The 24,819-nt window shown below is 69.2% G+C and carries 28 protein-coding genes; 16 read left to right on the top strand and 12 right to left on the bottom strand.

Translation table 11 applies throughout. The features are described 5' to 3' along the window. Window positions 1-19: 19 nt before the first annotated feature. The gene (locus A2790_RS04740) at window positions 20-787 is read left to right on the top strand and encodes a hypothetical protein (RefSeq protein ID WP_293388204.1); all 768 of its coding nucleotides are present in this window, start codon (window positions 20-22) and stop codon (window positions 785-787) included. On the opposite strand, the gene A2790_RS04735 is transcribed toward A2790_RS04740, so the two are convergent. The 3 genes from A2790_RS04735 to A2790_RS04725 all read right to left on the bottom strand — a co-directional run bounded on the left by A2790_RS04735 (window position 784) and on the right by A2790_RS04725 (window position 2,639). Next, entirely contained in the window at window positions 784-1,242 is a 459-nt protein-coding gene (locus A2790_RS04735; RefSeq protein WP_293388201.1) for a hypothetical protein, read from the bottom strand. The genes A2790_RS04740 and A2790_RS04735 overlap by 4 nt on opposite strands. Window positions 1,243-1,323: 81 nt before the next feature. Continuing rightward, the gene (locus tag A2790_RS04730) at window positions 1,324-1,977 is read right to left on the bottom strand and encodes a lysoplasmalogenase family protein (protein WP_293388198.1); all 654 of its coding nucleotides are present in this window, start codon (window positions 1,975-1,977) and stop codon (window positions 1,324-1,326) included. Further along, the gene (locus A2790_RS04725; RefSeq protein ID WP_293388195.1) at window positions 1,974-2,639 is read right to left on the bottom strand and encodes a nitroreductase; all 666 of its coding nucleotides are present in this window, start codon (window positions 2,637-2,639) and stop codon (window positions 1,974-1,976) included. The genes A2790_RS04730 and A2790_RS04725 overlap by 4 nt, the downstream gene beginning before the upstream one ends. Window positions 2,640-2,708: 69 nt before the next feature. Between A2790_RS04725 and mtgA the strand changes: the two genes are divergently transcribed. The 4 genes from mtgA (at window position 2,709) to ald (ending at window position 6,018) form a co-directional block, all read left to right on the top strand. Then, complete coding sequence (gene mtgA, locus A2790_RS04720) at window positions 2,709-3,410, top strand: monofunctional biosynthetic peptidoglycan transglycosylase (RefSeq protein ID WP_293388192.1); 702 nt, start codon at window positions 2,709-2,711, stop codon at window positions 3,408-3,410. Window positions 3,411-3,577: 167 nt separating this feature from the next. Next, entirely contained in the window at window positions 3,578-4,186 is a 609-nt protein-coding gene (locus A2790_RS04715) for a PEPxxWA-CTERM sorting domain-containing protein (protein ID WP_293388189.1), read from the top strand. 160 nt (window positions 4,187-4,346) lie between these two features. Next, window positions 4,347-4,772 carry a CBS domain-containing protein gene (locus tag A2790_RS04710; RefSeq protein WP_293388186.1) on the top strand — a complete coding sequence of 142 codons (426 nt, stop codon included), beginning with the start codon at window positions 4,347-4,349 and terminating at the stop codon, window positions 4,770-4,772. Window positions 4,773-4,905: 133 nt separating this feature from the next. Further along, entirely contained in the window at window positions 4,906-6,018 is a 1,113-nt protein-coding gene (gene ald / locus A2790_RS04705) for an alanine dehydrogenase (RefSeq protein WP_293388183.1), read from the top strand. Window positions 6,019-6,025: 7 nt separating this feature from the next. Here the strand turns inward: ald and A2790_RS04700 are convergent, their stop codons facing one another. Together A2790_RS04700 and A2790_RS04695 are read right to left on the bottom strand one after the other, a co-directional pair. Beyond that, window positions 6,026-6,253, bottom strand: a complete 228-nt coding sequence (locus A2790_RS04700) for a hypothetical protein (RefSeq protein WP_293388181.1) — start codon at window positions 6,251-6,253, stop codon at window positions 6,026-6,028. A 59-nt stretch (window positions 6,254-6,312) separates the two neighbouring features. Then, window positions 6,313-7,281 carry a WD40 repeat domain-containing protein gene (locus A2790_RS04695; RefSeq protein ID WP_293388179.1) on the bottom strand — a complete coding sequence of 323 codons (969 nt, stop codon included), beginning with the start codon at window positions 7,279-7,281 and terminating at the stop codon, window positions 6,313-6,315. A gap of 163 nt (window positions 7,282-7,444) precedes the next feature. Between A2790_RS04695 and A2790_RS04690 the strand changes: the two genes are divergently transcribed. The 4 genes from A2790_RS04690 (at window position 7,445) to A2790_RS04680 (ending at window position 8,723) form a co-directional block, all read left to right on the top strand. Then, on the top strand, window positions 7,445-7,888 hold the full coding sequence (locus A2790_RS04690) for a biopolymer transporter ExbD (RefSeq protein ID WP_068877869.1): 444 nt from the start codon (window positions 7,445-7,447) through the stop codon (window positions 7,886-7,888). Between the two features lie 132 nt (window positions 7,889-8,020). Then, window positions 8,021-8,272, top strand: a complete 252-nt coding sequence (locus A2790_RS24395; RefSeq protein WP_363080388.1) for a biopolymer transporter ExbD — start codon at window positions 8,021-8,023, stop codon at window positions 8,270-8,272. After that, entirely contained in the window at window positions 8,211-8,438 is a 228-nt protein-coding gene (locus tag A2790_RS24390) for a biopolymer transporter ExbD (protein ID WP_363080386.1), read from the top strand. Before A2790_RS24395 ends, A2790_RS24390 begins: the two co-directional genes overlap by 62 nt. A gap of 99 nt (window positions 8,439-8,537) precedes the next feature. Then, window positions 8,538-8,723 carry a hypothetical protein gene (locus A2790_RS04680; protein ID WP_293388176.1) on the top strand — a complete coding sequence of 62 codons (186 nt, stop codon included), beginning with the start codon at window positions 8,538-8,540 and terminating at the stop codon, window positions 8,721-8,723. A 7-nt stretch (window positions 8,724-8,730) separates the two neighbouring features. On the opposite strand, the gene A2790_RS04675 is transcribed toward A2790_RS04680, so the two are convergent. Next, window positions 8,731-9,825 (bottom strand): GTP-binding protein, encoded by a 1,095-nt coding sequence (locus tag A2790_RS04675; protein ID WP_293388174.1) that lies wholly within the window; start codon window positions 9,823-9,825, stop codon window positions 8,731-8,733. Between the two features lie 118 nt (window positions 9,826-9,943). Between A2790_RS04675 and A2790_RS04670 the strand changes: the two genes are divergently transcribed. Both A2790_RS04670 and A2790_RS04665 read left to right on the top strand, forming a co-directional pair. Continuing rightward, window positions 9,944-10,897: a cation diffusion facilitator family transporter gene (locus tag A2790_RS04670; protein ID WP_293388171.1), complete on the top strand. Its 954-nt coding sequence runs from the start codon at window positions 9,944-9,946 to the stop codon at window positions 10,895-10,897. A gap of 79 nt (window positions 10,898-10,976) precedes the next feature. Continuing rightward, window positions 10,977-12,038, top strand: a complete 1,062-nt coding sequence (locus A2790_RS04665) for a serine hydrolase (protein WP_293388168.1) — start codon at window positions 10,977-10,979, stop codon at window positions 12,036-12,038. Here the strand turns inward: A2790_RS04665 and A2790_RS04660 are convergent. The 3 genes from A2790_RS04660 to A2790_RS04650 all read right to left on the bottom strand — a co-directional run bounded on the left by A2790_RS04660 (window position 12,035) and on the right by A2790_RS04650 (window position 14,160). Then, the gene (locus A2790_RS04660; protein ID WP_293388165.1) at window positions 12,035-12,442 is read right to left on the bottom strand and encodes a hypothetical protein; all 408 of its coding nucleotides are present in this window, start codon (window positions 12,440-12,442) and stop codon (window positions 12,035-12,037) included. The two genes, A2790_RS04665 and A2790_RS04660, sit on opposite strands and share 4 nt — an antisense overlap. Before the next feature lie 86 nt (window positions 12,443-12,528). After that, complete coding sequence (locus A2790_RS04655) at window positions 12,529-12,903, bottom strand: PRC-barrel domain-containing protein (RefSeq protein WP_293388162.1); 375 nt, start codon at window positions 12,901-12,903, stop codon at window positions 12,529-12,531. A gap of 51 nt (window positions 12,904-12,954) precedes the next feature. Further along, complete coding sequence (locus A2790_RS04650) at window positions 12,955-14,160, bottom strand: helix-turn-helix domain-containing protein (RefSeq protein ID WP_293388159.1); 1,206 nt, start codon at window positions 14,158-14,160, stop codon at window positions 12,955-12,957. 150 nt (window positions 14,161-14,310) lie between these two features. Here A2790_RS04650 and A2790_RS04645 point away from each other — a divergent pair, with 150 nt between their 5' ends. Next, window positions 14,311-16,263 carry a TonB-dependent receptor gene (locus tag A2790_RS04645; RefSeq protein WP_293388156.1) on the top strand — a complete coding sequence of 651 codons (1,953 nt, stop codon included), beginning with the start codon at window positions 14,311-14,313 and terminating at the stop codon, window positions 16,261-16,263. 107 nt (window positions 16,264-16,370) lie between these two features. On the opposite strand, the gene A2790_RS04640 is transcribed toward A2790_RS04645, so the two are convergent. From A2790_RS04640 to A2790_RS04630, 3 genes are all read right to left on the bottom strand, one after another. Continuing rightward, on the bottom strand, window positions 16,371-16,667 hold the full coding sequence (locus A2790_RS04640; protein WP_293388153.1) for a hypothetical protein: 297 nt from the start codon (window positions 16,665-16,667) through the stop codon (window positions 16,371-16,373). Window positions 16,668-16,762: 95 nt separating this feature from the next. After that, window positions 16,763-18,967: a xanthine dehydrogenase family protein molybdopterin-binding subunit gene (locus A2790_RS04635; protein ID WP_293388150.1), complete on the bottom strand. Its 2,205-nt coding sequence runs from the start codon at window positions 18,965-18,967 to the stop codon at window positions 16,763-16,765. Window positions 18,968-18,978: 11 nt separating this feature from the next. After that, window positions 18,979-19,476 carry a (2Fe-2S)-binding protein gene (locus A2790_RS04630; protein ID WP_293388147.1) on the bottom strand — a complete coding sequence of 166 codons (498 nt, stop codon included), beginning with the start codon at window positions 19,474-19,476 and terminating at the stop codon, window positions 18,979-18,981. A gap of 129 nt (window positions 19,477-19,605) precedes the next feature. On the opposite strand from A2790_RS04630, the gene A2790_RS04625 reads away from it, so the two are divergent. The 4 genes from A2790_RS04625 to A2790_RS04610 all read left to right on the top strand — a co-directional run bounded on the left by A2790_RS04625 (window position 19,606) and on the right by A2790_RS04610 (window position 24,719). After that, window positions 19,606-19,944 carry a c-type cytochrome gene (locus tag A2790_RS04625; protein ID WP_293388144.1) on the top strand — a complete coding sequence of 113 codons (339 nt, stop codon included), beginning with the start codon at window positions 19,606-19,608 and terminating at the stop codon, window positions 19,942-19,944. A gap of 1 nt (window position 19,945) precedes the next feature. Then, window positions 19,946-20,830 (top strand): NAD(P)-dependent oxidoreductase, encoded by an 885-nt coding sequence (locus A2790_RS04620; protein ID WP_293388141.1) that lies wholly within the window; start codon window positions 19,946-19,948, stop codon window positions 20,828-20,830. Window positions 20,831-20,984: 154 nt separating this feature from the next. Continuing rightward, window positions 20,985-23,321, top strand: a complete 2,337-nt coding sequence (locus A2790_RS04615) for a TonB-dependent receptor (RefSeq protein WP_293388138.1) — start codon at window positions 20,985-20,987, stop codon at window positions 23,319-23,321. A 114-nt stretch (window positions 23,322-23,435) separates the two neighbouring features. After that, window positions 23,436-24,719, top strand: a complete 1,284-nt coding sequence (locus A2790_RS04610; protein ID WP_293388135.1) for a dipeptidase — start codon at window positions 23,436-23,438, stop codon at window positions 24,717-24,719. Window positions 24,720-24,819 lie beyond the last annotated feature (100 nt).

Below are 24,819 nucleotides of genomic sequence, written 5' to 3'. Positions count from 1 at the left end.
GCGCGCTAGAGCAGGCGCCATGACCTCCAACCGCCATCTGCGCGCCGACCGCCTCGCGCCCTACTTCCACGCCCAGCTTCGGCTGGCCGGGCGCATAGCCGAACTGACGGGAACGCCGCTGAGCGATGCGGTGCTGCAGTTCACCAACCTGCATCGGCGCCTCGGCTTCGGGGTCAAGGTGCTGGGAGAAGCCCCCGCCCCCGGCTGGCTGGGCTACGCTCGCGCCCTGGAGGCGGCGCCAGATGATCCGGCGCGGCTGGCAGTGACCCTGGCCGCGTTCGTGCGCGGCGCCGACGAGGTGCTCCCGCTGCAGGGCCAGCGGCAGTTCGGCTGCTTTGCCTGCGAGGCGCCGTCGGAGGACGGTGCGGTGCGCCTGCACTTCAACAACCAGGACACGGACGAGCACGGCGGACCGCTGGCCACGGCCAAGATCGCGAGGCGCCGGACTGAACTTGCCGCCCTGGTGCGCCATGTCCGCACCGTCCATCCCGAGGCCACATGCATCCGCGGCAAGTCGTGGCTCTACAACCTGGAAGCCTACCGCCGCCTGTTCCCAGCCGACTACGGCGCCTCGCGCGCGATCGCAGAGGGGCCGCTCCGGTTGAACGGCACGTCGAGCTGGGGCCAGTTGATCGACGCGCACGAGCGGATCCGGCCCGCGGCGCGAGATACGCTGGTGGCCAGATTGGCGGATCTCGATCCGGAAGCGCCGTGGCTGGCCTTCCCCCTCCGCGTGCTCGCGACGGAGGCCTCGATCGACAGCTTCGCCGCCGAGTACGGCGTCTAGCTCGCGGTGTCGGGCGCCGGCGCCGGCGAGCGGGCTGTCCGCGGCTGGCGGCGGTCCATGCGGCGCAGCTCGGCGAAGCTGGCGTGGGGATGCGTCCGCACCAGCTCGCGCAACCGGCCCATCGCCACCGGCAGGTAGGCCGCCGTCACGCCGACCGCATCGCCGAACAGGTCGCGGAGCGACATCTCGCGCCCGACCATCGCCTGGGCGACCTCGCTGGCCACGGCCAGGCCCAGGAAGGCCAGCGCGACGTCGGAGGCGCGCGAGCGCGGCAAGGCGCCCGCCGCTGTCAGGGTCAGGCCGTAGAACAGCAGCGCGTGCGCCACGGTGTCGGGGAACGGCAGGTTGAGGTCGCCGTACCGGAACGGTCCCGTCAGCGCGACCACCGCGGACAGGCCCGCGGCCACGGTCCCCGCGCGCAGCAGCATCATCAGCTTGTGGGGCGTGAGCCGCATGGGGGTCCTGGGTCCGGCAGAGTCGCCAAACCATGACCGGATGCGGTGAAGGCCCGTTGAAGATCGTTGGTTAGCTGTTCGTCACCGCGGCGCCTGCAATGAGGCGCCGCGCAGGGTCCGCACCACGCCTGTGGCGATCAGCGCCTGGCCGCCGAAATAGAGCCCCCAGACCGCGAGGCCCATGGGGAAGCCGTCCAGCGCGGGCCGCCCCGTGCGGAGGAAGATCAGCAGGTCGGACACCGCGAACATCAGGGCGCCCGCGAACACCAGCGTGCGTGGGAAGCGGCTGAGGAACGCTGCGGCCGTCATGGCCGCAAGGCCAGCGGCGTAGAGGGCGATGCCGGGCGCTCCGGCCCGGTCCGGCGGCAGCAGGTAGGCGATTCCGGGGATGATCACGAGCAGCAGAGCCGCGATGGCCCAGTGACGCGCGGCCAGGCCCGGGCGGCGGTTCTTCAGATAGAGCCAGATGGCGGTCAGGTGGCCAGCCAGGAAGGCGAGGGCGCCGGTGACCAGGCCGTGGGTCTCGAGCAGGACGTCGCCCAGGGCGCCGAACGCCATCACCACCGCCAGCAGCCAGCCGTCCAGGCTGCGGGCGTTCAGCGCGGCGTACAGCGCCAGCAGGCCGACGCCGGTCCCCTTCCAGGCCGTGCTCCAGCCTGGCGGCAGGTCGAGGAACCAGCCGCCGACGTAAGAGATCCCGCCGACGAGGGCGGCCCAGAAGACGATGCGGCTCAAGCTTCGAAGCCCTTCAGTTCCAGCCAGATTTCAGCCGCGTCGCGGGTCGAGCGCCAGGCGTTGATGGGGTGCTCGGGGTCGCGGTAGCCCAGCGCCATCCCCGAGAAGACCATGTGGTCGGCGGGCAGGTCCAGCGCCCGGCCCACGGTCTGCGGGTAGCGGGCCCAGAACTCCTGCGCGCAGGTGTCGAGCCCGGCCTCCACGGCCAGCAGCATGACGTTCTGCATGTACATGCCGAGATCCGCCCACTGCGGCGGCCCCAGCTTGCGGTCGAGGCAGAAGAACAGGCCCACCGGGGCGCCGAAGAACTCCGTGTTGCGCGCCAGCCAGCGGAGCCGGGTCGCCTTGTCTTCCCGCGCGGCCCCGACCGAGGCGTAGAGCTGTTCGCCGTTTTCGAACCGGCGCGTGCGGAACGGGTCCCAGAGGGATGGCGGATAGACGTCGTATTCGGGGGTCTCCCCCATGGGGTTCTTCGCCACCTCAGCCTTGAACGCGGCCAGCGGCTGGCCGCTCAGCGCATAGACGCGCCAGGGCTGCAGGTTGCCGCCGGAGGGGGCGCGGGCCGCCTTCTCCAGGATGTCGGCGACGACGGCCCGCGCGGGGACCTGGTCGGTGAAGGCGCGGACCGAGATGCGGTGCGCGATGGCGTCTGAAACGTTCATGGCTGGCTCATTGACCTCAGGCTCACGAATCGCGCCTAGCATTCGCACCCTAGGTGAAGGCAAGCGCGCGTGGCGAAACGAGGCAAGAGCGGGTTCTGGAACGTCGTGAAGGCGGTGCTTGTCGCCGCGATCATGGTGTTCTTCATCGGCCCGGTGATCGTGGTGGCCGTCTATCGCTTCGTGCCGCCGCCGGTGACGTTCCTGATGGTCCAGCGCCTGTTCGAGGGCCACGGGCTGGAGCGCGAATGGGTCCCTCTGGAGAAAATCTCGCCGGCCCTGGTCCGCGCCGTGATCGCCGCAGAGGACGCGCGGTTCTGCGAGCACCACGGGTTCGACCTGGAGGCCATCGAGAAGGCCATGAAGGCCAACGCCGCGGGCAAGAAGCTGCGCGGCGGCTCCACCATCAGCCAGCAGACGGCCAAGAACGTCTTCCTGTGGCCGGGGCGCGACTGGGTGCGCAAGGGCCTGGAAGCCTGGTTCACGGTCCTGATCGAGGTGGGCTGGGGCAAGGAGCGGATCATGGAGGTCTATCTGAACTCCATCGAATGGGGCCCGGGCGTCTATGGCGCGGAGGCCGCCGCCCAGAAGAACTTCCGGATTCCCGCCGCGAAGCTGACCCCCACCCAGGCGGCGAGACTGGCGGCCATCGTGCCCAAGCCCCTGTCGTGGAAGGCCGCCAAGCCGGGGCCGTACATGAAGCGGCGGGCCGGCAGCATCAACCGCAACGCCCGCGTCGTGCGGAACGAGGGCCTGACCGCTTGCGTGCTGTAGCGGCCGCTCCCGCCACCGATCGCCGATAAACTGGCCGCACGGCGCCCATGTCGCCGGCAATTTTGCGGTGCAGCGACTCGTCCGCCGATTGTCATTGCAGTGCAGCAAACGGTCGCTAGCGTGAGGGTGTGGGGGGCGCCAACCGCACGCAACAAAGGATCGGCGCCATGAGATTGAGATCTACCCTGGCCGCGGCGGCTTTCGCGCTGTCGCTCGCCTCACCCGCGCTGGCGGACATAACGGTGCTGGAAGGCGCCGCCCCCGGCGCGCTGGACCCGGTGAACTTCGACAACGGGGACACCGGCTTCCTGATCACCGGCGTGGTCGGCCCAGCGGACGCAGAGGTCACCTTCAACGGGGCCGAAAGCCTCGTGGTTCAGGGCCAAAGCCTCGAGGCGGTGGCGGGAACCTTCAATTTCCTGCTGTTCACCCTCGCGGACGCCGGCCTGGCGTTCACGGCCGCCCAGTTCAACCTGGACGCCGCCGACGCCGGGACGACGACGATCTTCGCCTACGATCAGTTCGGCAATGCGTTCGGCGGCGGTTTCAGCCTGGCGGCGAACGGCGGCAACGTGTTCAGCGTCCTGGCCACGTCCGGCCAATATATCCAGAGCATCGTCATCATGTCGGATGCCGACCTGGACGACGTGAGCCAGATTCGCCTGGGCGGCATCGCCGCCCTGGTGCCCGAGCCGGCCAGCTGGGGCCTCATGATCCTCGGCTTTGGCGCGGCGGGCGCCATGCTCCGGTTTCGCCGGGCCCACGCGGCCGCCTGACCGCCAACGCCGCCGACGGGGATTTCGGCGGCGCTCCATCCCTCAGGGATTTCATTCAGATTTGAATGACTATTGAACTATCGAGGTTGCGCGCGGTCGTTGGAACGGCGCCGCTCGGCAGGGGTTCTTGTGGCCGACAAGTGCCGAAGGAGCTCCGACTATGAACATCAGCGAAGTCATGACGGCCCAGGTGGTCACCGCCACGCCCCGATCCACCATCGCCGAGGTGGCGAAGACCATGGCCAAGATCGAAAGCGGCGCGGTGCCGGTGGTCGACGACGGCAAGGTCGTGGGCCTGGTCACCGACCGCGACATCGTGATCCGCGTGGTGGCCGAGGGCCTGGGCCTCGACACCCCCGTGGCGCAGGTCATGACTGAAGGCGTGGAGACCTGCCGCGAGGACGACAACGTCGCCGACGCCACCGCCAAGATGGGCGCGAAGCAGATTCGCCGCCTGGTGGTGCTGAACGATCAGGGCCGCATGGCGGGCATCGTCTCCCTCGGTGACATCGCGGTCGACTACGGCGCCAAGAAGGTGGGCGAGACGCTCGAAGAAATCTCCGAGAACACCCCGGCGGCGCACTAGCATCTCCTGCGAGGTGGCGAGGGTGGGATGAGTCCGGCGCCGTCCGGCCATTCCACCTTCCCTGCTTGACCCGGCAACGCCATTCCCCCAAATGCCCTCCCAATCGCAATAACAGACCCTGGGAGGTCACAACATGCGCGTTGGCGTGCCCCGCGAGATCAAGCCGGACGAATATCGGGTGGGGCTGACGCCCACGGCCGTGCGGGAGTACGTCTCCCACGGCCATGACGTGCTGGTGGAGGCCGGGGCCGGCATCGGCGCCGGCTACGCCGATTCCCTCTATGTGCGCGCAGGCGCGAACATCGTGCCCGACGCCGAGGCGGTCTTCGCCGGCGCTCAGCTGATCGTGAAGGTGAAGGAGCCGCAGCCCGGCGAATGGGCGCGGCTCAAGAGCGACCACATCCTCTTCACCTACCTGCACCTGGCGCCCGACCCCGCCCAGGCCGAAGGCCTGCTGGCCTCGGGCTGCGCGGGCGTGGCGTACGAGACCGTCACCGACGCGGCGGGCGGCCTGCCGCTGCTGGCGCCGATGTCCGAGGTCGCGGGCCGTATCGCCGTCTTCTCGGCCGGCGAGACCCTCCTCAAGCACAACGGCGGCATGGGCCTGCTGATCGGTGGGGTGCCCGGCGTGCCGCCGGCCCGCGTGCTGGTGCTGGGCGGCGGCGTCGTGGGCATGAACTCCGCCCGCATGGCCGCGGGCCTGGGGGCAGAGGTCGTGGTGGTGGAGCGCTCCATCCCCCGGATGCGCGAGCTGGACAACATGTTCCAGGGCCGTGTCCTGACCCGCTATTCCACCCAGGACGCGGTGGACGAGGAGGTGCTTAAGGCCGACGTGGTGATCGGCGCGGTGCTGACCGCCGGCGCCTCGGCCCCGACGCTGGTCAAGCGCGAGCACCTTTCGAAGATGAAGCCGGGCTCGGTGCTGGTGGACGTCTCCATCGACCAGGGCGGCTGCTTCGAGACCAGCCGGCCCACCACCCACAAGGAGCCGACCTATACGGTCGACGGCGTGGTCCACTACTGCGTCGCCAACATGCCCGGCGCCGCCCCGCGGACGTCGTCCGAAGCCCTCGTCCACGCGACCCTGCCCTTCGGCCTCCTGCTCGCCGACAAGGGGCTGGATGCGCTGAAGACGAACCGTCACCTGGCCAAGGGCCTGAATGTGCTCGCGGGCGAGGTTACGCACCCCGCCGTCGCCGAGGCGTTGGGCAAGCCGTTCGCCGATCCCTACGGGGCGTGGGCGTAGAGCGCCGCTAGGAACGCACAAGCCTCAGTGCGTGGCGCCGCTTCCAGGCCCGTGAGCGGAGCCGGGGGGCCATGAGCAGGGCGATGGGCGCGGACACGACGAAGGTGGCCGCGATGACGGGCGCGAAGGCCGCCGGCGGCGCGCCGAGGGCCAGGAGAATGAGCAGCCCGGCGCCGAAGGCCACGGCCTGGACCATGGGATAGACGAGGGCGGCGATCGCCAGGTTGGTTCGCATCGTCGGCTCCGGTCAGGCGGTGGGACCACCAGACAACGCGGCAGGACGAACTGCGATCCTTAGGCGATCTCCGAGACGCCGGCGTTCCCGTCCTCGTCGCCCCAGGCCACCCGGGTGGCGTCCGGGCTCATCGCGAGGGCGGAGATGGCGGCGCCCTTCTCGGACTTGAGGGGGACGAGCCGCTCGCCGGTGACGTCCGCGGCCCAGACCCGGCCGTCGTCCAGGCCGGCGGCCAGCCAGGTCCGGTCGAGACGGGCGGCGATCCGCGTGGTCATCGCCGCCTCGTCGTAGCCGATCTCGGCCGCCTGCTTGCCCATCGGCCCCGTGGCGCCCGCGAACGGCCAGCACACAGCGCCGTTGGCCCCCGAGGTCGCCATCAGGGCGCCCTTGGACATGAAGGCCAGGCTGCGCACCTTGGACGGATAGCCGCCCATGCGCATGTTCTTCTCGTCGGCCACGCGCCAGCCGTGGAGCTGGTTCTCCTGCATGGCGCTGACCAGGAACTTGCCGTCGGGGCTCCAGCACGTGGCGATGTGGCTCCCGGCCCATTTCAGGATTACCGGCTTCTGGTCGGCGATGCGCGCGTACCAGAGCCAGACGCCGCCATAGGTGGCCACGGCGATGCGTCGGCCCTTGGGGTCGAACGCGATGTCGGCTGCGGACTTTTCGTGCGCGAAGACGCGGGCGAACGCCGGGTCGGCGGGGTCGCGCACATGCAGTTCGCGGCCCGCGGCGAAGGCGATCAGCCCCGACTCGGCGCTCGCGGCCACCGACTCGATCCATTTTCCAGGCAGGCTGGCGATTTCCTGGGCGCCCGCCGGTGTCGACAGCACCACCCGCCCATCGTCGCCGCCCGTGAGCAGGCCTTCGCCCTTCGGGGGCAGGCAGGCGGACAGCACCGCGCCGTCGTGCGCCTCGACCGACTCGCCGCTCTCGAAGCGCACCGTGCCGTCGCCGAGGGCGAAGGCGGCGCGTCCCGCGCGGTCGAAATGGGCGGCCGTGACATAGGCGTCGAAGCTGAAGGTCATGGCGCGCTTCCTAGGAGGCGGCGTGCCGGCGGGCAAGCGCGGGGCGATTTCGAAAGGGGAACGACGTTCCGGCGCTTTCGGCTTTACAAGCTCCCGGCGGCTTGCCAATGGTCCCCGCGAGAGGCCCGGTCTGCGCGGGCCCTAGGGTAAGGAACCAGGACGTATGGGCGCAAAGGTTGGCGGAGGGGGCGGATCCAAATTCGACCTCGGCCAGAACTCTGACATGAACGTGACGCCTTTCGTGGACGTCATGCTCGTGCTCCTCATCATCTTCATGGTGTCGATCCCCGCGGCGACGGTGTCGATCAAGCTCGACCTGCCGCCCGCGATCCCGCCGCCCCCTGGCACGGTGGTCAAGGAGCCGACGCTCATCAACATCCAGCGCGGCCAGCGCATCTTCATCGGTGAACAGGCCACGACCCTGGACCGTCTGGCGTCGGACCTGTCGGCCCGCCTCCAGGTCGATGACCCGGCCATTCCGCCGACCGAGCAGCGCGTCTACATCCGCGCCGATCGGGACGTGCTGTACGGCGAGTTCATGGGCGTCATGAACGACCTGCAGGGCAACGGCTTCTATCAGGTGGCCCTGATCAACGAAGAGCTCTAGGCCCTTCGTACCGAGATTTGGGAAGGCCCGTCGGAGGACACTCCGGCGGGCTTTTTCTTTGCGCGCATTTCCGGCCTTGTTGCGAATTACATCTATAATATATTACAAGCATCACCTATTAGGAGGACGCAGATGGCCGCTTCCCTTTCCGCCCGTAACGACGCCTGGAACGTCAGCCAGAACGCCGAGATCAACGTGACCCCTTTCGTCGACGTGATGCTGGTGCTGCTCATCATCTTCATGGTCGCGCTGCCGGTCTCCACCGTTTCGGTCAAGGTGGACCTCCCCCAGGCTCAGGCCGCCCCGACCCCCGCGCAGGCGCGTGATCGTCACCCTGACCCTGTCGGGACAGGTCTATGTCGGGGAGCGGGCTGTCGGGCTTGAGGACCTGCCGGCCGTGGTCGCGGCGGGCGCCGGAACCCGTCCTACGGACCAGCGGATCTACGTGCGGGCCGACGAGGGCGTGCGCTACGGCGCCCTCATGGGCGTGATGAACCGCCTTCGCGCCCACGGCTTCGAAAAGGTCGGGCTGGTGGGAGAGGAATTCTAGCTTGGCCGTTCATCATTAATCGCGGCGCAACTCCGGCAGCTTAACCTTGGCCGGGAGCAGGGTCAGAACGACCCTCGAGACCAGCGCAAAGGCGCAGCGATGTGGCAGACGATCGAAGCGACGGTGGGTCACGCTATCCACCGCGGGCGCTACCGGCTCGAGGGCCGGCGGCTGATCCTGGAATGGCGCGGCGGGCGAACGGCGGTGTGGTGCGGGATGCTCCGCCCCGAGATCGTCGCCGCCCAGCTTCTCCGCCGCGTCGCCGGCCAGCCGATCGCCGCCTGAGGCCGCCTTATGCGGCGATGCAGCTCTCGAAGCCGGCCCGCAGCGCGTCCTCGTTGAGGTTTCGGCCGATGAACACCAGCCGCGAGTAGCGATTGTCGCCGGCCTTCCACGGGCCCTGGAAATCCCCTTCGAGGATCATGTGGACCGCCTGGAAGACCAGGCGGCGCTCCTCGCCCTTCACGTCCAGGATCCCCTTGGCGCGCAGGATGTCGACGCCCTGGGTCTGCAGCACATTGTTGAGCCAGGCGGTGACCTTATTGCCGTCGATCGGCTTCTGAGCCGTCAGCGAGATCGACGAAATGCCACTCTCGGCCACGTGGTCGTGGATGTGAGCGTGGCCGTGATCGTGGTGGTCGTGCCCGCAATGCTCGTCGTGAACGTGCCCGTGGTCATGGTGATCGTGGTCGCAGTGCTCGTCATGCACGTGGCCGGCCTCGCCATGGGCGGGGTTCAGGAAATCGGGCTGCAGCTCGGTCACCCTAGCAAGGTCGAAGGCGTGGCGGCCCAGGATGGCGTCCAGCGGCACGTTCGAGCGCTGGGCCCGGCGGATCGGCGCCATCGGATTGAGCGACCGGATCGCCCGCTCCACCTCGGCCAGCTCCGCTTCGCTGACAAGGTCCGTCTTGTTCAGGATGATCTGGTCGGCGAAGGCGATCTGCTCGGCCGCCTCGCGGGAGTCCTTCAGCCGCAGCGGCAGGTGCTTGGCGTCGACCACGGTGGTGACGCTGTCCAGCTCGGTGCGGGCGCGGACGTCGTCGTCGACGAAGAAGGTCTGCGCCACCGGGGCGGGGTCGGCGAGGCCGGTGGTCTCCACGATGATCCCGTCGAACCGGCCCTTGCGCTTCATCAGGCCCGAGAGCACCCGGATCAAGTCGCCGCGCACGGTGCAGCAGACGCACCCGTTGTTCATCTCGAAGACCTCTTCGTCGGCCCCGACGATCAGGTCGTTGTCGATCCCCACCTCGCCGAACTCGTTGACGACGACGGCGTACTTCTTGCCGTGGTCCTCGGAGAGGATGCGGTTCAGCAGCGTGGTCTTGCCGGCGCCGAGATAGCCGGTCAGCACGGTCACGGGGATCTTGGTGGAGAGGGTCTCGCTCATGCCCGTCATGTAAGCGGCATGGCGTGACTTATGAAGTGCCGTTCTGGGCGCCGAGGCGGTTCCCAGGGCCCCCGATTGCGCGCTAGTGTTCTCTGAACTTGATGTTATAAAGTAACACATGACGACCGCCGAACGCCCCGAGCCGCTCGACGCCTTCCGCGACGACCGCACCTATCTGGGCGCGGACCACCGCCGGAACGAACGACGGACGTGGATCGTCACCGGCATCTGCGCCGCGACCCTGGCCGCCCTGGTGGCCGGCGGCGCCGCCACCCGCTCGATGGCGCTGATGGCCAGTGGGCTGCACATGGCCGCGCATGTGGCCGCTCTGCTTGTGGCGGCGGCCGCCTACGCCCTGGCCCGGCGCCATGCGGAGAACCCCGCCTTCAGCTTCGGCACCGGCAAGATCGGCTACCTGGCCGGCTTTGCGAATGCGGTCGTGCTGGCGGTCACCGCGGTTCTCATCGGCATCGAGAGTATTGCGCGGCTCCTGAACCCCGCCGCGGTCGACTATCACGGCGCCCTGCCGATCGCTGCGGGGGGCCTCCTGGTCAATCTCGTCTGCATCTGGCTGCTCAAGCCCACCGGCGTGTCCGCGTCCCGAAACGACCCGCAGGGGGACCTGAACCTGTCGGCCGCGCACCTGCACCTCAGCGCCGACGCCGCCGTATCGGTCCTGGCCCTGCTGGCCATCGGAGCGGGCCAGTGGCTCGGCCTGGGCTTCGCCGATCCCCTGGCGGGCCTGCTGGCGGCCTTCCTGGTGGCCCAGTTCGCCTGGAGCCTGCTGCGCAAGGCCGGCGCTGCCCTCGTCGACATCAATCCCTCGCCCGAACTCACCGCCGAGGTGCGCCGCCGGCTCTCCGACGAAGGCGAACGGGTTATCGACCTGCACCTCTGGCGCCTGGGGCCCGGGCACCACGCGGTGATTGCGGTCATCGCGGCGGCGGACCCCAAGCCTGTGGCGACCTACCGCGCCCGCCTGGCTGGACTGGCGGGGCTTTCCCATGTGACGGTCGAAGTCCGCGAAAGCGGCGAGGCGCACGGTCATCACCACGGCCACGCGCACGACTGAGTAGCTGGAGCGTTCCGCCCGTATGGCGCAGTGGGTGCGATATTTCCGAGGCGGCAGGGGCATCGTCCTTGGCGGCCTCGTGGCTGCTGCAGCCCTCGCCGGCGGGCTGGTGTCGGCGGACCGCGCCGTCCGGCTCGCCTCGGCCCCGCTGACGGCGGCCCGCCTGGAGATCCAGCGCAAGCAGGCCCCGCCAGCGCCCGCCGCCCTGCAGGCCCGGCTCGACGAACTGGCCGCCGCCTATGGCGAGGAGGTGGGCATCGCGGTCACCGACGTGACCCAGGGCTGGACCGCCGGGGTCGATCACGAACGGCCCTATCCCCAGCAGAGCGTCTCGAAGCTGTGGGTCGCCATCGCCGTGATGAAGGCGGCCGACGAGGGGCGGCTCGATCCGTACGGCTGGGTCACGCTGACGGAAGAGGACCGTTCCGTCTTCTACCAGCCGGTATCCTACCGGATCGGGGCCGGTGGATACGCGACCCCGATCTCCGACCTGTTGCGCCGCGCCCTGGTGGAAAGCGACAACGCCGCCAACGACAAGCTGATGCGCGAACTGGGTGGGCCGGAAGGCGTCGCCGCCACGCTGGAGGGCATGGGCCTCACCGGCGTCAAGGTCGGCGCCTACGAGCGCGACCTCCAGGCGCTGACCGCCGGCCTCGTCTGGCAGGCGGACTACGGGATCGGGTGGAATTTCCAGGCCGCGCGCGAAGCGCTGCCGATGGCCACGCGCCAGGCAGCGATGGACGCCTATCTCGCCGATCCGCTGGACGGGGCGGCGCCGGGCGAGGTCACCACCGCTCTGGCGGCGCTGTCGCGGGGAGAGCTGCTGTCTCCGCAGTCCACCGAGTGGCTCATCGGCCTGATGGCCCAAGCCCGAACCGGTCCGCGGCGCCTCAAGGGCGGCCTACCCGCCGGGTGGACGATCGCGCACAAGACCGGCACCGGCCAGGACTTCCGTGGCGCCTCGGTGGGCATCAACGACGTGGGGCTGATCACCGCCCCGGACGGCCACGTCTATGCCGTCGCCGTGATGATGCGGCACACGCGAAAGCCCGTTCCCGAGCGGCTGGCCTTCATGCAGGCGATTACGCGGGCGGTCGCCGAGCAATGGATGCGCGACGACGCTTTCCAGACTGCCGACTAGGGCGCCGCGGCCGCCGCGCCCGTGGGACGTTGGATACCTCGCACCACGGTGACCTTGATCGGGTGGCCCTCCATGCTCTTCGAGGTCCAGACCGCGCCCACGCCGCCATGGGCGGGAAAGTCGGTGCAGTATTTGAACGGGATGGCGACGGGCCGCGCCTGCTTCAGGCACACCTTGCCCTCATCCTTCTGCGACCACTTGCCGGACGACCACTTCCCGCGCCGGCCGAACGCCTCCCAGGTGCCGTCCGCCTTGAACCACAGCCACTGGTGCTTGCCGTCGGGATAGAGCGCCTTGACCGTATTGCCGAAGGCGGCGGCGACGCCGCGGGTCTCGGCGGCGGCGGGCTGCGCAGCGGTAGCTAGGATGATTGTCGCCGCGGCGGCGTAGATCAGTCTCTGCATTGGGCTTCAGGTACGTTGATGGGCGATGGCGGGATGAGGCGCAACATCTCTCGCGTGGCGCGCCTGAACAGCGGCTGAAGGCGCTTCTAGCCCCAGTAGGGACCGACGCCATAGCTCGAGTAGTAGCCAAAGATGGCGTCGCGGCTGACGCTGTCGTTCCAGCCCGAAAGCTCCGCTTCGTCGATGGTCGGCGCTTTCTCGAGGTCGGCCTTGTCGAGGGGGATCACATAGGCGCCCTTGTCGACGTCGTACTTCAACAGGCGCCACGGCACCGGATGATAACGCGCGCCCAGGCCCAGCAGGCCACCGAACGACAGGATCGCGTAAGCGACTTCGCCGGAGACCTTCTCGATGGCCACGTCCTCGATCTTGCCCAGCTTGTCACCAGCCTTGCTGACGACGTCCGTGCCGTTGACGCGGTCGGCGGGGATCAGTGGGTGCGCGGGCTTCCTGGCGGTCATGATGGCCTCCTTGGCGATCTCTCCGCCAGAACGGCTGTGGCGCGGGGAGGTTCAGGGCGAAGCCGTCACCCGCCGCGCCCCCAGGGCGGTGCGCCCCACGCCGTCGACTTCGTAGAGGACCTCCAGCGGGGCGTCCCGTCCGGTCTTCAGCGCCCGGAACGTGTTCGGATCGCTGGCCACCTCGGCCATCTGCATCACCCCGATGTCGCGGGCGCCGGCCACGATCACGAACCGGTTGCCGGCGGGTCCGCGGAAGGCGGCGAGATAGCCATAGTCGCGGTTGGGACGATCGGCCGAGGCCGCGCCGGCTCCGGAGACGAATGTCTGCCCCGTCGTTCGATCGACCAGTTCGTCATAGGTCGCGCCGATGGTGAACCGCGAGCGCTCGAACACCGGCTGGTGCAGGATCCGCAGCCCGGACAGGTAGCCCACGTAGACGATATCGGCGCTCTTCATCAGGTCGGGCGTCAGGTGCGAAGCGGTGGTCACGCGCACCCGGTCGGCGTCCCCGGCAGCCTGCCGTAGCAAGGGCATGATCTCCCGCAGGGCCAGGGTGGCGCCCACGGGCGTGTAGTAGGTGTCGAGGTCGACGTAGCGGCCCTGGAATTCCGGGTTGTCCATCAGCCAGGCGTCGAGCTCGGCGGGCGAGTTGATCTCGAACGCCCGGATCATGCGCTTGGGCCCCTCGCCACGGTCGGTGTCGCCGAAGATGTAGTAGTCGCCCAAGACGACGACGACCGGCCGCTCGCGCCCGATCCCGGCCCAGAGCGGTGAGGCGGCCGCCCGCGCCAGGTCGCGCGAAGGGCTGGTCTCCCGCGCCAGGAAGGCCCACGCGGCGATGTTGGCGACCACCAGGGCGAGGGCCGCGGCGATGGCCGGCGCCACCCAGCGCCGGCGCAGCGCGGCCGCGGAAGGCGGAGAGTCCGCCGGCGTCGGCCGCCCGACCAAGTCGAGCCGGTACTCTCCCACAGGGATCACCAGCCGGTGAGGTTCGCCTGCGCCAGCGCCGGCATAGAATTCGTCCAGCTTCTTGCGCAGGCGGTGGACATACACGCGCACCGAGGCGTCGCCCGACAGGTCGAGCTCGCGGCCGAAGACGTCATGGGCCACGTCCGCCTCGCGCAGTGTGCGGCCGTCGCGGGCCGGATCGGCCAGATAGTCGAACAGCCGCGCGAGGCCGTGGCTGCGGCCCAGGATTCCGCTCTCGCGGACCCGCGCCACCTGTGCCGCCAAGGCTTCGGATCGCTGCCCGTTCATACCCGACTTTCGACTCTTCGCCTCTCCTGTAACCCCCTGTAACGGGCAAGAAAACGGTAAAGTACGGGCCCTCTGCCGACGAGCGCCCTATCGGCCGCAAAGGTGGGGACGCGACGGCAGATCGCGGCGCGACCCAAGGGGGTGATGCAAATGCGCACGATCTGGCTGCTGGGCGCGGCGGCGAGCTTGCTGACTGGGGCGGCGCGCGCCGCCGACGTGGACGAGGTGGTGGTCACCGCCCGGCTGGAGGAGAGCCTGCCGCAGGAGCTGTCACGGTACGGCAGTGACCTGGAGGTCATCGGCGCCGAGACGGTCCGCCGCAACGCCTATGTCGACGTCTCACAGGCGCTCCAGATGCAGACGCCGGGTCTGTTCGTCTCCCCCCGCAACGGTCCGTTCAGCTACGTCGACATCTCGCTGCAGGGCTCGCGCACGGGCGACGTGCTCTGGCTGGTTGACGGCGTGCGGATCAACAACCGGCTCTACACCTCGACCAGCCCCGCCGACACCCTGCCGGCCAGCATGATCGAGCGTATCGAGGTGCTGAAGGGCGGCCAGGGGCTCTTCTACGGAACGCAGGCGGCGGCCGGGGCGATCAATGTGGTGACCAGAGCCTACGCCGACGAACCGGGCGGAAACGTCACGGTCGGCGGCGACACCAACCAAGGCGTCCACGCCAGCGCCATGGTGCGCGGCCCGGCGGGTCCGGGGCGGTTCGTGGCCTGGGTCTCGAAGGACGAGGCCGAGGGCTACAAGACCTTCGACGTCTTCCAGCCCAGTTCGACGGCCCGCAAGCGGGGCTACGACGTGGTCAGCTTCGGCGGCAAGCTGGGCTTCGACTTGGCGCCGTCGCTCTCGGCCAATCTCTACTACCAGCACACCGACGCCCGTCTGGACTACCCGAGCCCCCGCCTGACCCGCCTGTCGTTCAACGACCGCGACGAGGAGATCGCCAGCGCCAGCCTGGACTGGACGGCGAGCGACCGGGTGGGGATCTCAGTGAAGGGCTACTACCACGACTGGGACAGCGTCTATTCGACGGTCAACAACGTGCCGGGCCAGCCGGCCGCCCCGCCGGTGGTCGTCGATGACCTGACCTACTGGGGCTACGAGGACTATGGCGCCAGCGTCCTCGCGAAGCTGAACCTGCACCGGGGCCTGGAATACCAGCTCGGCTACGACTTTCAGAACTTCAACGGCCGCGACGAGGTGCTGCTGATCGCGCCCCGCACCGAGACGGTGCACGCCGCCGTCGCCCAGGTGCGCACCACCGACGACCTGATCCGCAACGCCCATCTGGCGGCCGGCGTCCGCTTCAACCGGACGGGCGGCGCGGACAAGGCGGTCTGGAACCTGTCGGGCCGCTGGGATCCGACCCCGGCGCTGTATCTGGAGGGGACTCTGGGGACCTCCTTCATCCTTCCCAGCGCCGAACAGCTCTACGCCTTCGACCCCTGCTGCGCCGCCGGCAACCGGGACCTGAAGCCCGAGGAGAGCCTCGGCGGCAGTCTCGCAATCGGCGGCCAGGGCGGCCGCTTCACCTGGCAGCTCACCGGCTTCGCCCGCCGCATCGACGACCTGATCGTCGACGTCTACGACCGGCCCGCGTTTCCCGACGGCCTCTACGTCAACGTGGATCAGCGCGTACGCACCCGGGGATTCGAGCTCAGCGGCTCGGCGGCCCTCGCGGTCGGCGTGACGGCCCGCGCCTCGTACGCCTACACCCGCACCCGCGCCGAGGGCTCCGGCCAGCAGTTCGACCGAATCCCCAAGGCCCAGGCCAAGGCCTCGCTCGCGTACGACCCCGCGGATCGCCCCTTCGGCGCCTCAGCGAGCCTGCTCTGGACCGGCGACGTGCATCAGACCGCCTCCGGCTTCGGGCGCGTGAACTATGGGAACTATGTGGTGGTCGACATGGCCGCCCACGTCTTCCTTGATCGCGCGCGGCGCCAGCGCGTGACGGCGCGCCTGGAGAACGCCTTCGACGAAGGCTACGCCACCCGGGTGGGCTCGGCGCTTGCGGACCTATCGACCCAGCGGTTCCTCTACCGCTTCCTGGGCGTTCCCCGCACCCTGCACGTGAGCTATGCCTACAGCTTCTGAGCCTCGCGGCGGCGCGTGCCCCCGGATCGACGGGCATCGCTGTCATGAAAAAGGCCCCGAAGCTCGGCTGAGCTCCGGGGCCTCTTCCGCTTCGTCGCGGTGACGGCCTACTTCCTGGCGGCGTCTTCGATGGCGTCGGCCTTCTTCTCCGCCGCCTCCTTGGTCGCCTCGGCCTTGGCTTCCAGGCTCTCGGCCGCGGCTTCGCCCTTCGCCTCGATGGAGTCGGCGGCGGCCTCCGCGTTTGCCTTCATGGCGTCGGCCTGGGCGCCCATTTGGTCCGCGGTGGCTTCGGCCTTGGCCTCGACGGCGTCGGCCTGGGCTTCAGCGGCCTTTTCCGCCGGCTGGCTGCAAGCGGCGAGGCTCATTGCGCCGAGGGCGGCGATGGCGAGGGTCGCAATACGCATTGGTGTCTCTCCTGAGTGGTCTGCCCGACAGAAGCGCACGAAACCGTGATTGGTTCACCGGGAACCGCACAGCTCGTTCAACGGCCGGGCAGGCTTCAGGTCTTCACGAACGGCTGGCTCAGGGTCGGCTGGCCCGTGATGGCGAGCAGGGCGTTGGCGACGGCGGGACCGATGACCGGCGTGCCAGGCTCGCCCACGCCGCTGGGCGGGGCGGTGGAGGGAACGATGTAGGTCTCGACCGTGGGCGCCTCGGAGTTCCGCAGCACGCGATAGGTGTCGAAGTTGCCCTGGTCGACCACGCCCCCGGTCAGGGTGATGTTCCCGAACAGCGCCGCCGACAGGCCATAGCAGGTCCCGCCTTCCATTTGGGCTGCGATCTGGTCGGGCGAGATGGCCGTGCCGCAGTCGATGGCGGTGACCACCCGGCCCACCTTGGGCGTCCCGTCTTCCAGCTTCACCTCTGCGATCTGGGCCACCACCGAGCCGAAGCTCTCGTGGACCGCTACGCCCCGGGTCCAGCCGTCGGCCGCGGGCGTGGTCCAGCCGGCCTTTTCCGCGGCCAGGTTCAGCACCGCCAAGTGCCGGCTGGCCCCAGCCTTCTGGTAGAGCGCCTGACGGTAGGCCACGGGATCCTTGCCCGCCTTCTTGGCGAGCTGATCGATGGTGTGCTCCATCACATAGGCCGTGTGGGTCGCCCCTACCGAGCGCCACCACAGCACCGGCACGCCCGCGTCCGGCGTGATGAGCTGGGCGTCGACGATGGGCGTGGCCTTTAGGTAGGGCGACCCCATCGCGCCCTCGACGGCGGTGAAGTCGACGCCGCCGCCGCCGGGCGACCCGGGCGGTGCGCCCTTCATGATCGACTGGGTGACGATCCGGTGCCGCCAGGTCGCCGGAAAGCCCTCCGCATCCGTGGTCACCCGCACGGCGTGGTGCACCAGCGGCCGGTAGTAGCCGGCGCGCATGTCGTCCTCGCGCGTCCAGACCAGCTTCACCGGCCGGCCCTTGCCCACCTTCTTGGCGATGTGGACGCACTCGACCACGTAGTCCGACTGGAAGGTCGCCCGGCGCCCGAACGAGCCGCCGGCAAACAGGGTCTCGATCTCGACCGAGCCGGGCAGGGCGAACACGACCCGCGCCGTGTTGAGCTGGTCCAGGGTGGGGGTCTGCGAGCCGAAGATCAGCTTCGTCGGCCCCTTGCCCACCATGGCCACGCAGTTCATCGGCTCCATGGTGGCGTGGGCGAGGTAGGGGAAGTCGTAGGCGACCTCGACCGCCGCGGTTCCGGCGGCCGCCCTTGCCGCGTCGCCCTTGGAATCGAAGCCTTTCCAGCCCTTCTTCTCATCGTCGGGCGCGGCGGTCTTGCCCGAGGCCAGGTCCTTGAATTCCTGGAGAAGCTCAGCCGACCCGCGTGTCTCGGCCTTGGATTCGTCCCACTCCACCTTCAGCGCATCGCGGCCGAGCTTGGCCGACCAGGTGGAGTTGGCGACCACCGCCACGCCGGTGGGGATCTCATAGACATTGACCACGCCGGGGACCTTCTTCGCCTCGGTGGCGTCGAAGGACTTCACCTTGGCCCCGAACTTCGGCGCGTGCGCCACCATGGCCACCAGCATGTCCTCCAGCCGGACGTCCTGGGTGTAGCGCGCCGTGCCGTCGCTCTTGGCCTGGGCGTCCTTGCGGCGCACCCGATCGGTGCCGATCAGGGTGAAGGCCTTGGGATCCTTCAGCGTGGGCTTTTCGGGCGGCGTGACCTTGGCGGCGTCCGCCACCAGTTCGCCGAACCCGGCCTGCTTGCCCGAGGCGTGCGCGATGACGCCGTTGGAGACGGTGATCTCCGCCGCCGGAACGCCCCACTTGGCGGCGGCGGCCGACACGAACATGGCCCGCGCCGCGGCGCCCGCCGTCCTGAGCTGGGTCCAGGAGTTGGCGATGGCGGACGAGCCGCCGGTGCCCTGCGTCCCGCCCATGTTGACGTTGCCATAGAGCTTGGCGTTGGCGGCGGCCTGCTCGACCTTCACCCGGCTCCAGTCCGCGTCCAGTTCCTCGGCGGCGATGGCCGCAAGCCCTGCGTGGTTACCTTGGCCGAACTCGATGTGCTTGGAGATGACCGTGACGGTTCCGTCCGGCGCGAACTTCAGGAAAGGGCCGAAGGCGCCCACCTCGATCTTCGAGCCCGCCGAAAGCATGTCGGGCAGCGAACAGCCGACCAGCAGGGAGCTGCCGGCCAGGGTGGCGCCGACCACCAGGACGTCCCGGCGGCTGGCGGTGGCGACGATCTCTTTGAGGGGCTTGTTCATGGCGCTTCCCCTCAGGCGGCCGGGGTCGCCGCGGGCGCGGCGGCGGGCTCGGCGGCGGTGGCCGGCATGGCGGCGGCTTCCTTGATGGCGGCGCGGATGCGCTGATAGGCCCCGCAGCGGCAGATGTGGCCGTCCATAGCCCCCGTAATCGCCGCATCGTCCGGGCTCGGGTTCGACGCCAGGAGGGCGGTGGCGCTCATGATCTGGCCGGACTGGCAGTAGCCGCACTGCGGCACATCCAGCTTCACCCAGGCCTGCTGGACCGGGTGATTGCCGCCCAAACCCTCAATCGTGGTGATTTTCGCGGCGCCGATGGCGGAAATCGGCGTCTGGCATGCACGGATCGGCTGGCCGTCCGCCAGCACCGTGCAGGCCCCGCACTGGGCGATGCCACAGCCGTATTTCGTGCCAGTCAGCCCCAGTTCATCTCGCAGCACCCAGAGAAGGGGTGTGTCGGGCGGCGAGTTGACGTTCAGGGGCCGCCCGTTCACATCCACCGTGGTCGCCATGAGGCCGCTCCGTCCGACTGATTTGGCTTCGATCCTAACGCTGTTCAGACCGCGCCGTAAATTCCCGCCTTTGCCTGGGAAGGCGCCCAAGGGTAATCCGTACCGGCCTTACGAAATTCAGGAGACTGCATGCTTCGCGCCGCCGCCGCCGCTCTGGTCCTCTCGCTCGCCGCCGCGCCGGCCCTGGCCGCGGACGGCCAGCAACTGTTCAACCTGCAGTGCAAGATGTGCCACGGCGGCTCGCCGATGGGGCCCAGCCTCGCCGGCGTCGCGGGGCGCAAGATCGCCGAGGGACCGTTCGCGTTCTCTCCGGCGCTGAAGAACAAGGGCGGGACCTGGACCGACGCCAACCTGGACGCCTACCTCAAGAGCCCCACCGCGTTCGCCCCGGGGACCAAGATGATGATCTCGGTCGCCAACAACGAGAACCGCGCCGCCATCATCGGCTACCTCAAGACCCTGAAGTAGCATGGACGCCTTCCCCGCCTTCTTTCCGCTGGCCGGCCGCTCGGTGGCCATCGCGGGCGAGGGCGAGGCGGCCGAGGCCAAGGCGCGCCTGTTCGAAGGCTCGCCCGCGACGGTGTTGCGGCTGACCGGCGCCGACGCCCTGGATCCACGCGCGTACGCGGGCGTGACCCTGGCCTTTGTCGCCGGCGCCGACGACCGGTGGGCCGAAGCGGCCGCCGAGGCCGCGCGCGCCGCGAACGTGCCGGTGAACGTCGTCGACCGGCCGGCGCTCTGCGACTTCACCACTCCCGCCGTCATCGACCGGGGCGAGGTGGTGGCCGCCATCGGCACCGGCGGCGCCTCGCCCATGCTGGCCACCATGCTGCGCCACGACATCGAGGCGCGCGTGCCCGAGGGAACGGGCCGGATCGCCGCCCTCTTCCGGTCGATGCAGGATGAGGTGCGGGGCGCGCTGCCGGACGCCAACGCCCGCCGCCGCTTCCTGCGCGCCGCCCTGGCCGGACCCGCCGCCGAAGCGGCCATGGAAGGCGACATGGACGGCGCGCGCGAGCGTCTGCGCGCCGCCTTGTTTGACAGTCCGACACTGGCGGGCCGGGTGCAGTACGTGGACGCCCGGGGCCCGGCGGACCTCCTGACCCTGCGGGCGGTGCGGGCGCTTGCAGCCGCCGACGTGCTGGTCTGCGACCCCGAAGCCCATCCCGACGTCCTGAGCCTGGCCCGGCGCGACGCCGAGCGGTTCGAAGGGCGCACCCACGACGAGCTGGCCGGCTTCGCCGCCGAGGGCCTGACCGTGGCCCGCCTGATCACCGGCTCGTCCTGGCGTACCGAACAGGCCGCATTGCAGGCCGCGGGCGTCACGACCGAGATCCTGCCGATCGCCTCCTGAGCCCCCGGGCGCCAACGAACGCGGCGCCTGGCGGTCATCCGTTGGTCATAAAGCGACCGACCGTGCCTTTCTCCCCTAGCGCGCGCCGTCACGTCCTTGTCGCACTGGCTCGGCGTCGCCCCTTGTCCCCTGAGACAACGAACGCGAGGGGGCGATGGACAGCATATTCAAGGCGAAGGCTGCACGAGGGATGGTGAGCGTCGGCGCGCTTTTGGGCGCCCTGGCGGGCTCGCAGGCCATGGCTCAAACCCGGCCGCCCGAGATCGAGGAACTGGTGGTCACCGGCTCGCGGGTGTCCGAGGCCACGGTCGCCATCGGCACGGATCACGCCACCGCCACGGTCTCGATCACCAGCGACGCCCTGCTGTCGGCGCCGGCGGGCATCACCGGGCTGAAGATGCTGGAGAGCCTGCCGGGCTTCAACGTCCAGGCCAATGACGCCCTGGGGATGTACGAGTTCGGCAACTCCGTCTCCGTCCGGGCCTTCAACTTCCAGCAGATCGGCTTCTTGCTCGACGACGTGCCCATGGGCCGCTCGGACCAGTTCGGGGGCTCGCCCATCTACCGCTACGTGGACAACGAGAACCTGGCCCGGGTGACTGCCTCGGCCGGCTCGGGCGATGTGTCCCTCGCGAGCTACGCCTCGCTGGGGCCCATCGTCAGCTACATCAGCCGCGGCCCGGCCGAAGAGTTCGGCGGCCGCGTCAGCTACAGCCGCGGCAGCGACGAGCTGCTGCGCGCCTTCGTCCGCCTGGATACCGGCGAGCACAACGGCTTCTCCGCCTTCGGCAGCTTTTCGACCGTCTCCGGCGAGCTGTGGCGGGGACCCGGCACCATCGACCGCGACCACTACGAAGGCCAGCTGCGCTACCGGTTCGGCGAGGGCTCGGTGACCTTCCAGACCGTGCACAACAAGTACTTCGACTACGACAGCCCCTCGATCACCAAGGCGCAGTACGCCGGCACGGCAGGGGACATCTTCGGCCGCAGCGGGCGTGATTTCGCCTACCTCGGCTACATTCCGGTCCCGGGCGCGGCGGGCTCGGCGGCCACGGCCACGTCCCTGCCGATCACGGCGGCGGGCGTGCCGTACTCCAACAGCAACTACAGCCAGTACTACAAGTTCGCGGTCAACAGCCGCGAGGATCACCTCTACGCCCTGACCCTGAAGACGCCGCTGGGCGAGGCGGTCGACGTCTCCGTCACGGGCTACTACGAGGACAAGGAAGGCTATGGCGTCTCGCCCGAGGCCTACGCCACCTCGCTGGCCAACTACAACGCCGAGCGCCTGATCGTGCCGGGCTTGTTCGCACCGCGCGGCATCCAGTACGGCCTGTCCACCATCGACGGCACGCGCAAGGGCGTGAACGGCAATCTGACCTGGCGGTGGGGGATCAACACCATCCAGGCTGGCGCCTGGTACGAGGACGACGACTATCACCGCACCCAGCAGCGCTACAACGTCGAGAACGGCCACCCCGACGGCGCGCCGCTGTTCAACGAGCCGGTGCACCTCCAGCGCGACTACACCTCGAACCGCAAGACCCTGCAGGTCTTCGTCAAGGACACCATCAGCCTGCTGGACGACCGCCTGAAGGTCGACGTGGGCTTCAAGGGCCTGGACATCGACTACGAGATCAGCGGCTACCGGAACCCCGCCGACTTCATCAACCGGCGCACGCCCACCATCACCGACAACTGGAAGGACTATTTCCTGCCCCAGGTCGGCGCGGTGTGGTCGGTTACAGACCGCGACCAGGTCTTCGCCTCCTATTCCGAGAACATGGCCCTGCCGCGCGGCGCCGACGACATCTTCTCGGCCGCCAGCCCCCTGGCCCCCGGCCCTGACGCCGAGAAGGCGAAGAACTACGAACTGGGGGTGCGCACCAATCGGCCCACGTTCAACGCCTCGCTGGTCGCCTACTTCACCAAGTTCGACAACCGGCTGCAGTCCTTCGCCTCGCCGGTGCCCGGCAGCACCACCACCGAGACCTTCTTCCAGAACGTGGGCGCGGTGGAGGCCAAGGGCGCCGAGTTCAGCGGCCAGTGGAAGCCCGAGCTTTTCGGCGGCAAGGTCTATTTCAACGCCAACGTCTCGTACAACATCTCGGAATTCAAAGACAATTTCGCCACGTTCCTGATCGCCGGCAACAAGGTCCCCGACTTCCCCGAGTGGCTGTTCCAGGGCGGCGTGACCTTCGAGCCGGTGCAGGGCGCGATCTTCAACCTCTCGGCGCGGACCATCTCGAAGCGCTACACCAATTTCACCAACACCGAGACCACGGGCGGCTACACCATCCTCGCCGCCTACCTCGACCTGGGTGACGGGGTGGACTGGGGTCACCTCAAGAACGTCAAGGCCCGGGTCAACGTCGACAACCTGCTGGACGAGGACTACCTCGGCACGATCAGCACTACCGTGAGCACGCCGGCCTTCTTCCGGCCGGGGCCGCGGCGGACGGTGCAGGTGACCCTGTCGACGGAGTTCTGATCGTCGCCGGGCCGGCCGTGCGTTGACCGGCCCGGCGACCTCTGCATGCTGGTGGTCTGGATTGAGGGGCGTATTCCTATGGCGTTGAAGATGGCGGCGGCCTGCGGAGCCGCAATGGCGGTCCTGGCATGGGCCGGTTCTGCGGGGGCGCAGGCGGCCGATCCCAAGATCGCCGCGCGGGTCGACAAGGTGCTGGCCAAGACCCCGCTGATCGACGGCCACAACGACCTGCCCGGCGAGATCCGCGGCCGGGCGGGGGGCGACGTCGGCAAGATCGACCTGCGGTCCGACACCTCCCAGCTGAAGGGACCTCGACCGGGCTCCATCGGCCTGATGACCGACATTCCCCGCCTGAAGAAGGGCCGGGTCGGCGGCCAGTTCTGGTCTGTATTCATATCCCCGCAGTATGACGGCCCCATCGCCGTGCAGATGACGATGGAACAGATCGACATCGTGAAGGGTATGGCGACACGCTATCCCGACGTGTTCGAGATGGCCTACACCGCCGACGACGTGGTCCGCGCCCATAAGGCCGGCAAGGTGGCCTCCCTCATCGGCATCGAGGGCGGGCACCAGATCAACGACAGCCTGCCGGTGCTGCGCCAGATGTATGCGGCCGGCGCGCGGTACATGACGCTCACCCACGCCATCAACAACCGCTGGGCCGACAGCGCCACGGCGAACCCCACCCACAACGGCCTGACCCCCTTCGGCAAGGCGGTGGTGGCCGAGATGAACCGGCTGGGCATGCTGGTCGATCTGAGCCACGTGTCCGAGAAGACGATGAAGGACGCCCTGGCCGCGACCCAGGCGCCGGTGATCTTCTCGCACTCCGGGGCCAAGGCGGTGGCCGACCACGCCCGCAACGTGCCGGACGACGTGCTGGCGCTGGTGAAGGCGAACCGCGGCGTGGTCATGGTCAACTTCGCCACGACCTATGTGTCGGAGGCGCGCAACCGCTGGGCCGCCGACCGCTCGGCCGAGCAGGCGCGCTACAACTCCCCGCCGTTCGGGGGCCTCTACATCGGCCAGCCCGAGCGCGCCAAGGCGGCCATGGACGCCTGGGACAAGGCCAACCCCGGCCCGCCCGCCACCCTGGCCCAGGTGGCCGACCACGTGGAGCACCTGGCCAAGGTCTGCGGCGTGGACTGCGTGGGCATCGGCTCGGACTTCGACGGCATCGGCGACACGCCGGTGGGTCTGGACGGAGTGGACAAGTTCCCCGACCTGCTGGCCGAGCTCGCGCGCCGCGGCTGGTCCGACGAGGACCTGGGCAAGCTGGCGGGCGGCAATGTCCTGCGCGCCCTACGCGAGGCCGAGACGGTGGCGAAGAAGCTGCAGGCCACGACCCCGCCGTCCTACGCCAAACTCGCGGATCTGGACGGGACGGCGAAGTAGCCAATTGCTCCCGCGTCGGGGGAGCTGTCGGCGAATGCCGACTGAGGGGGTCCTCAGCCGCGTTTTGAGCGGACTCCCTCCACCGCTTCGCGATCCCCCT

The sequence above is a fragment of the Phenylobacterium sp. RIFCSPHIGHO2_01_FULL_69_31 genome (assembly GCF_001824475.1).
Taxonomy (GTDB): domain Bacteria; phylum Pseudomonadota; class Alphaproteobacteria; order Caulobacterales; family Caulobacteraceae; genus Phenylobacterium.
This window is presented reverse-complemented; position numbering and strand designations above follow the sequence as displayed.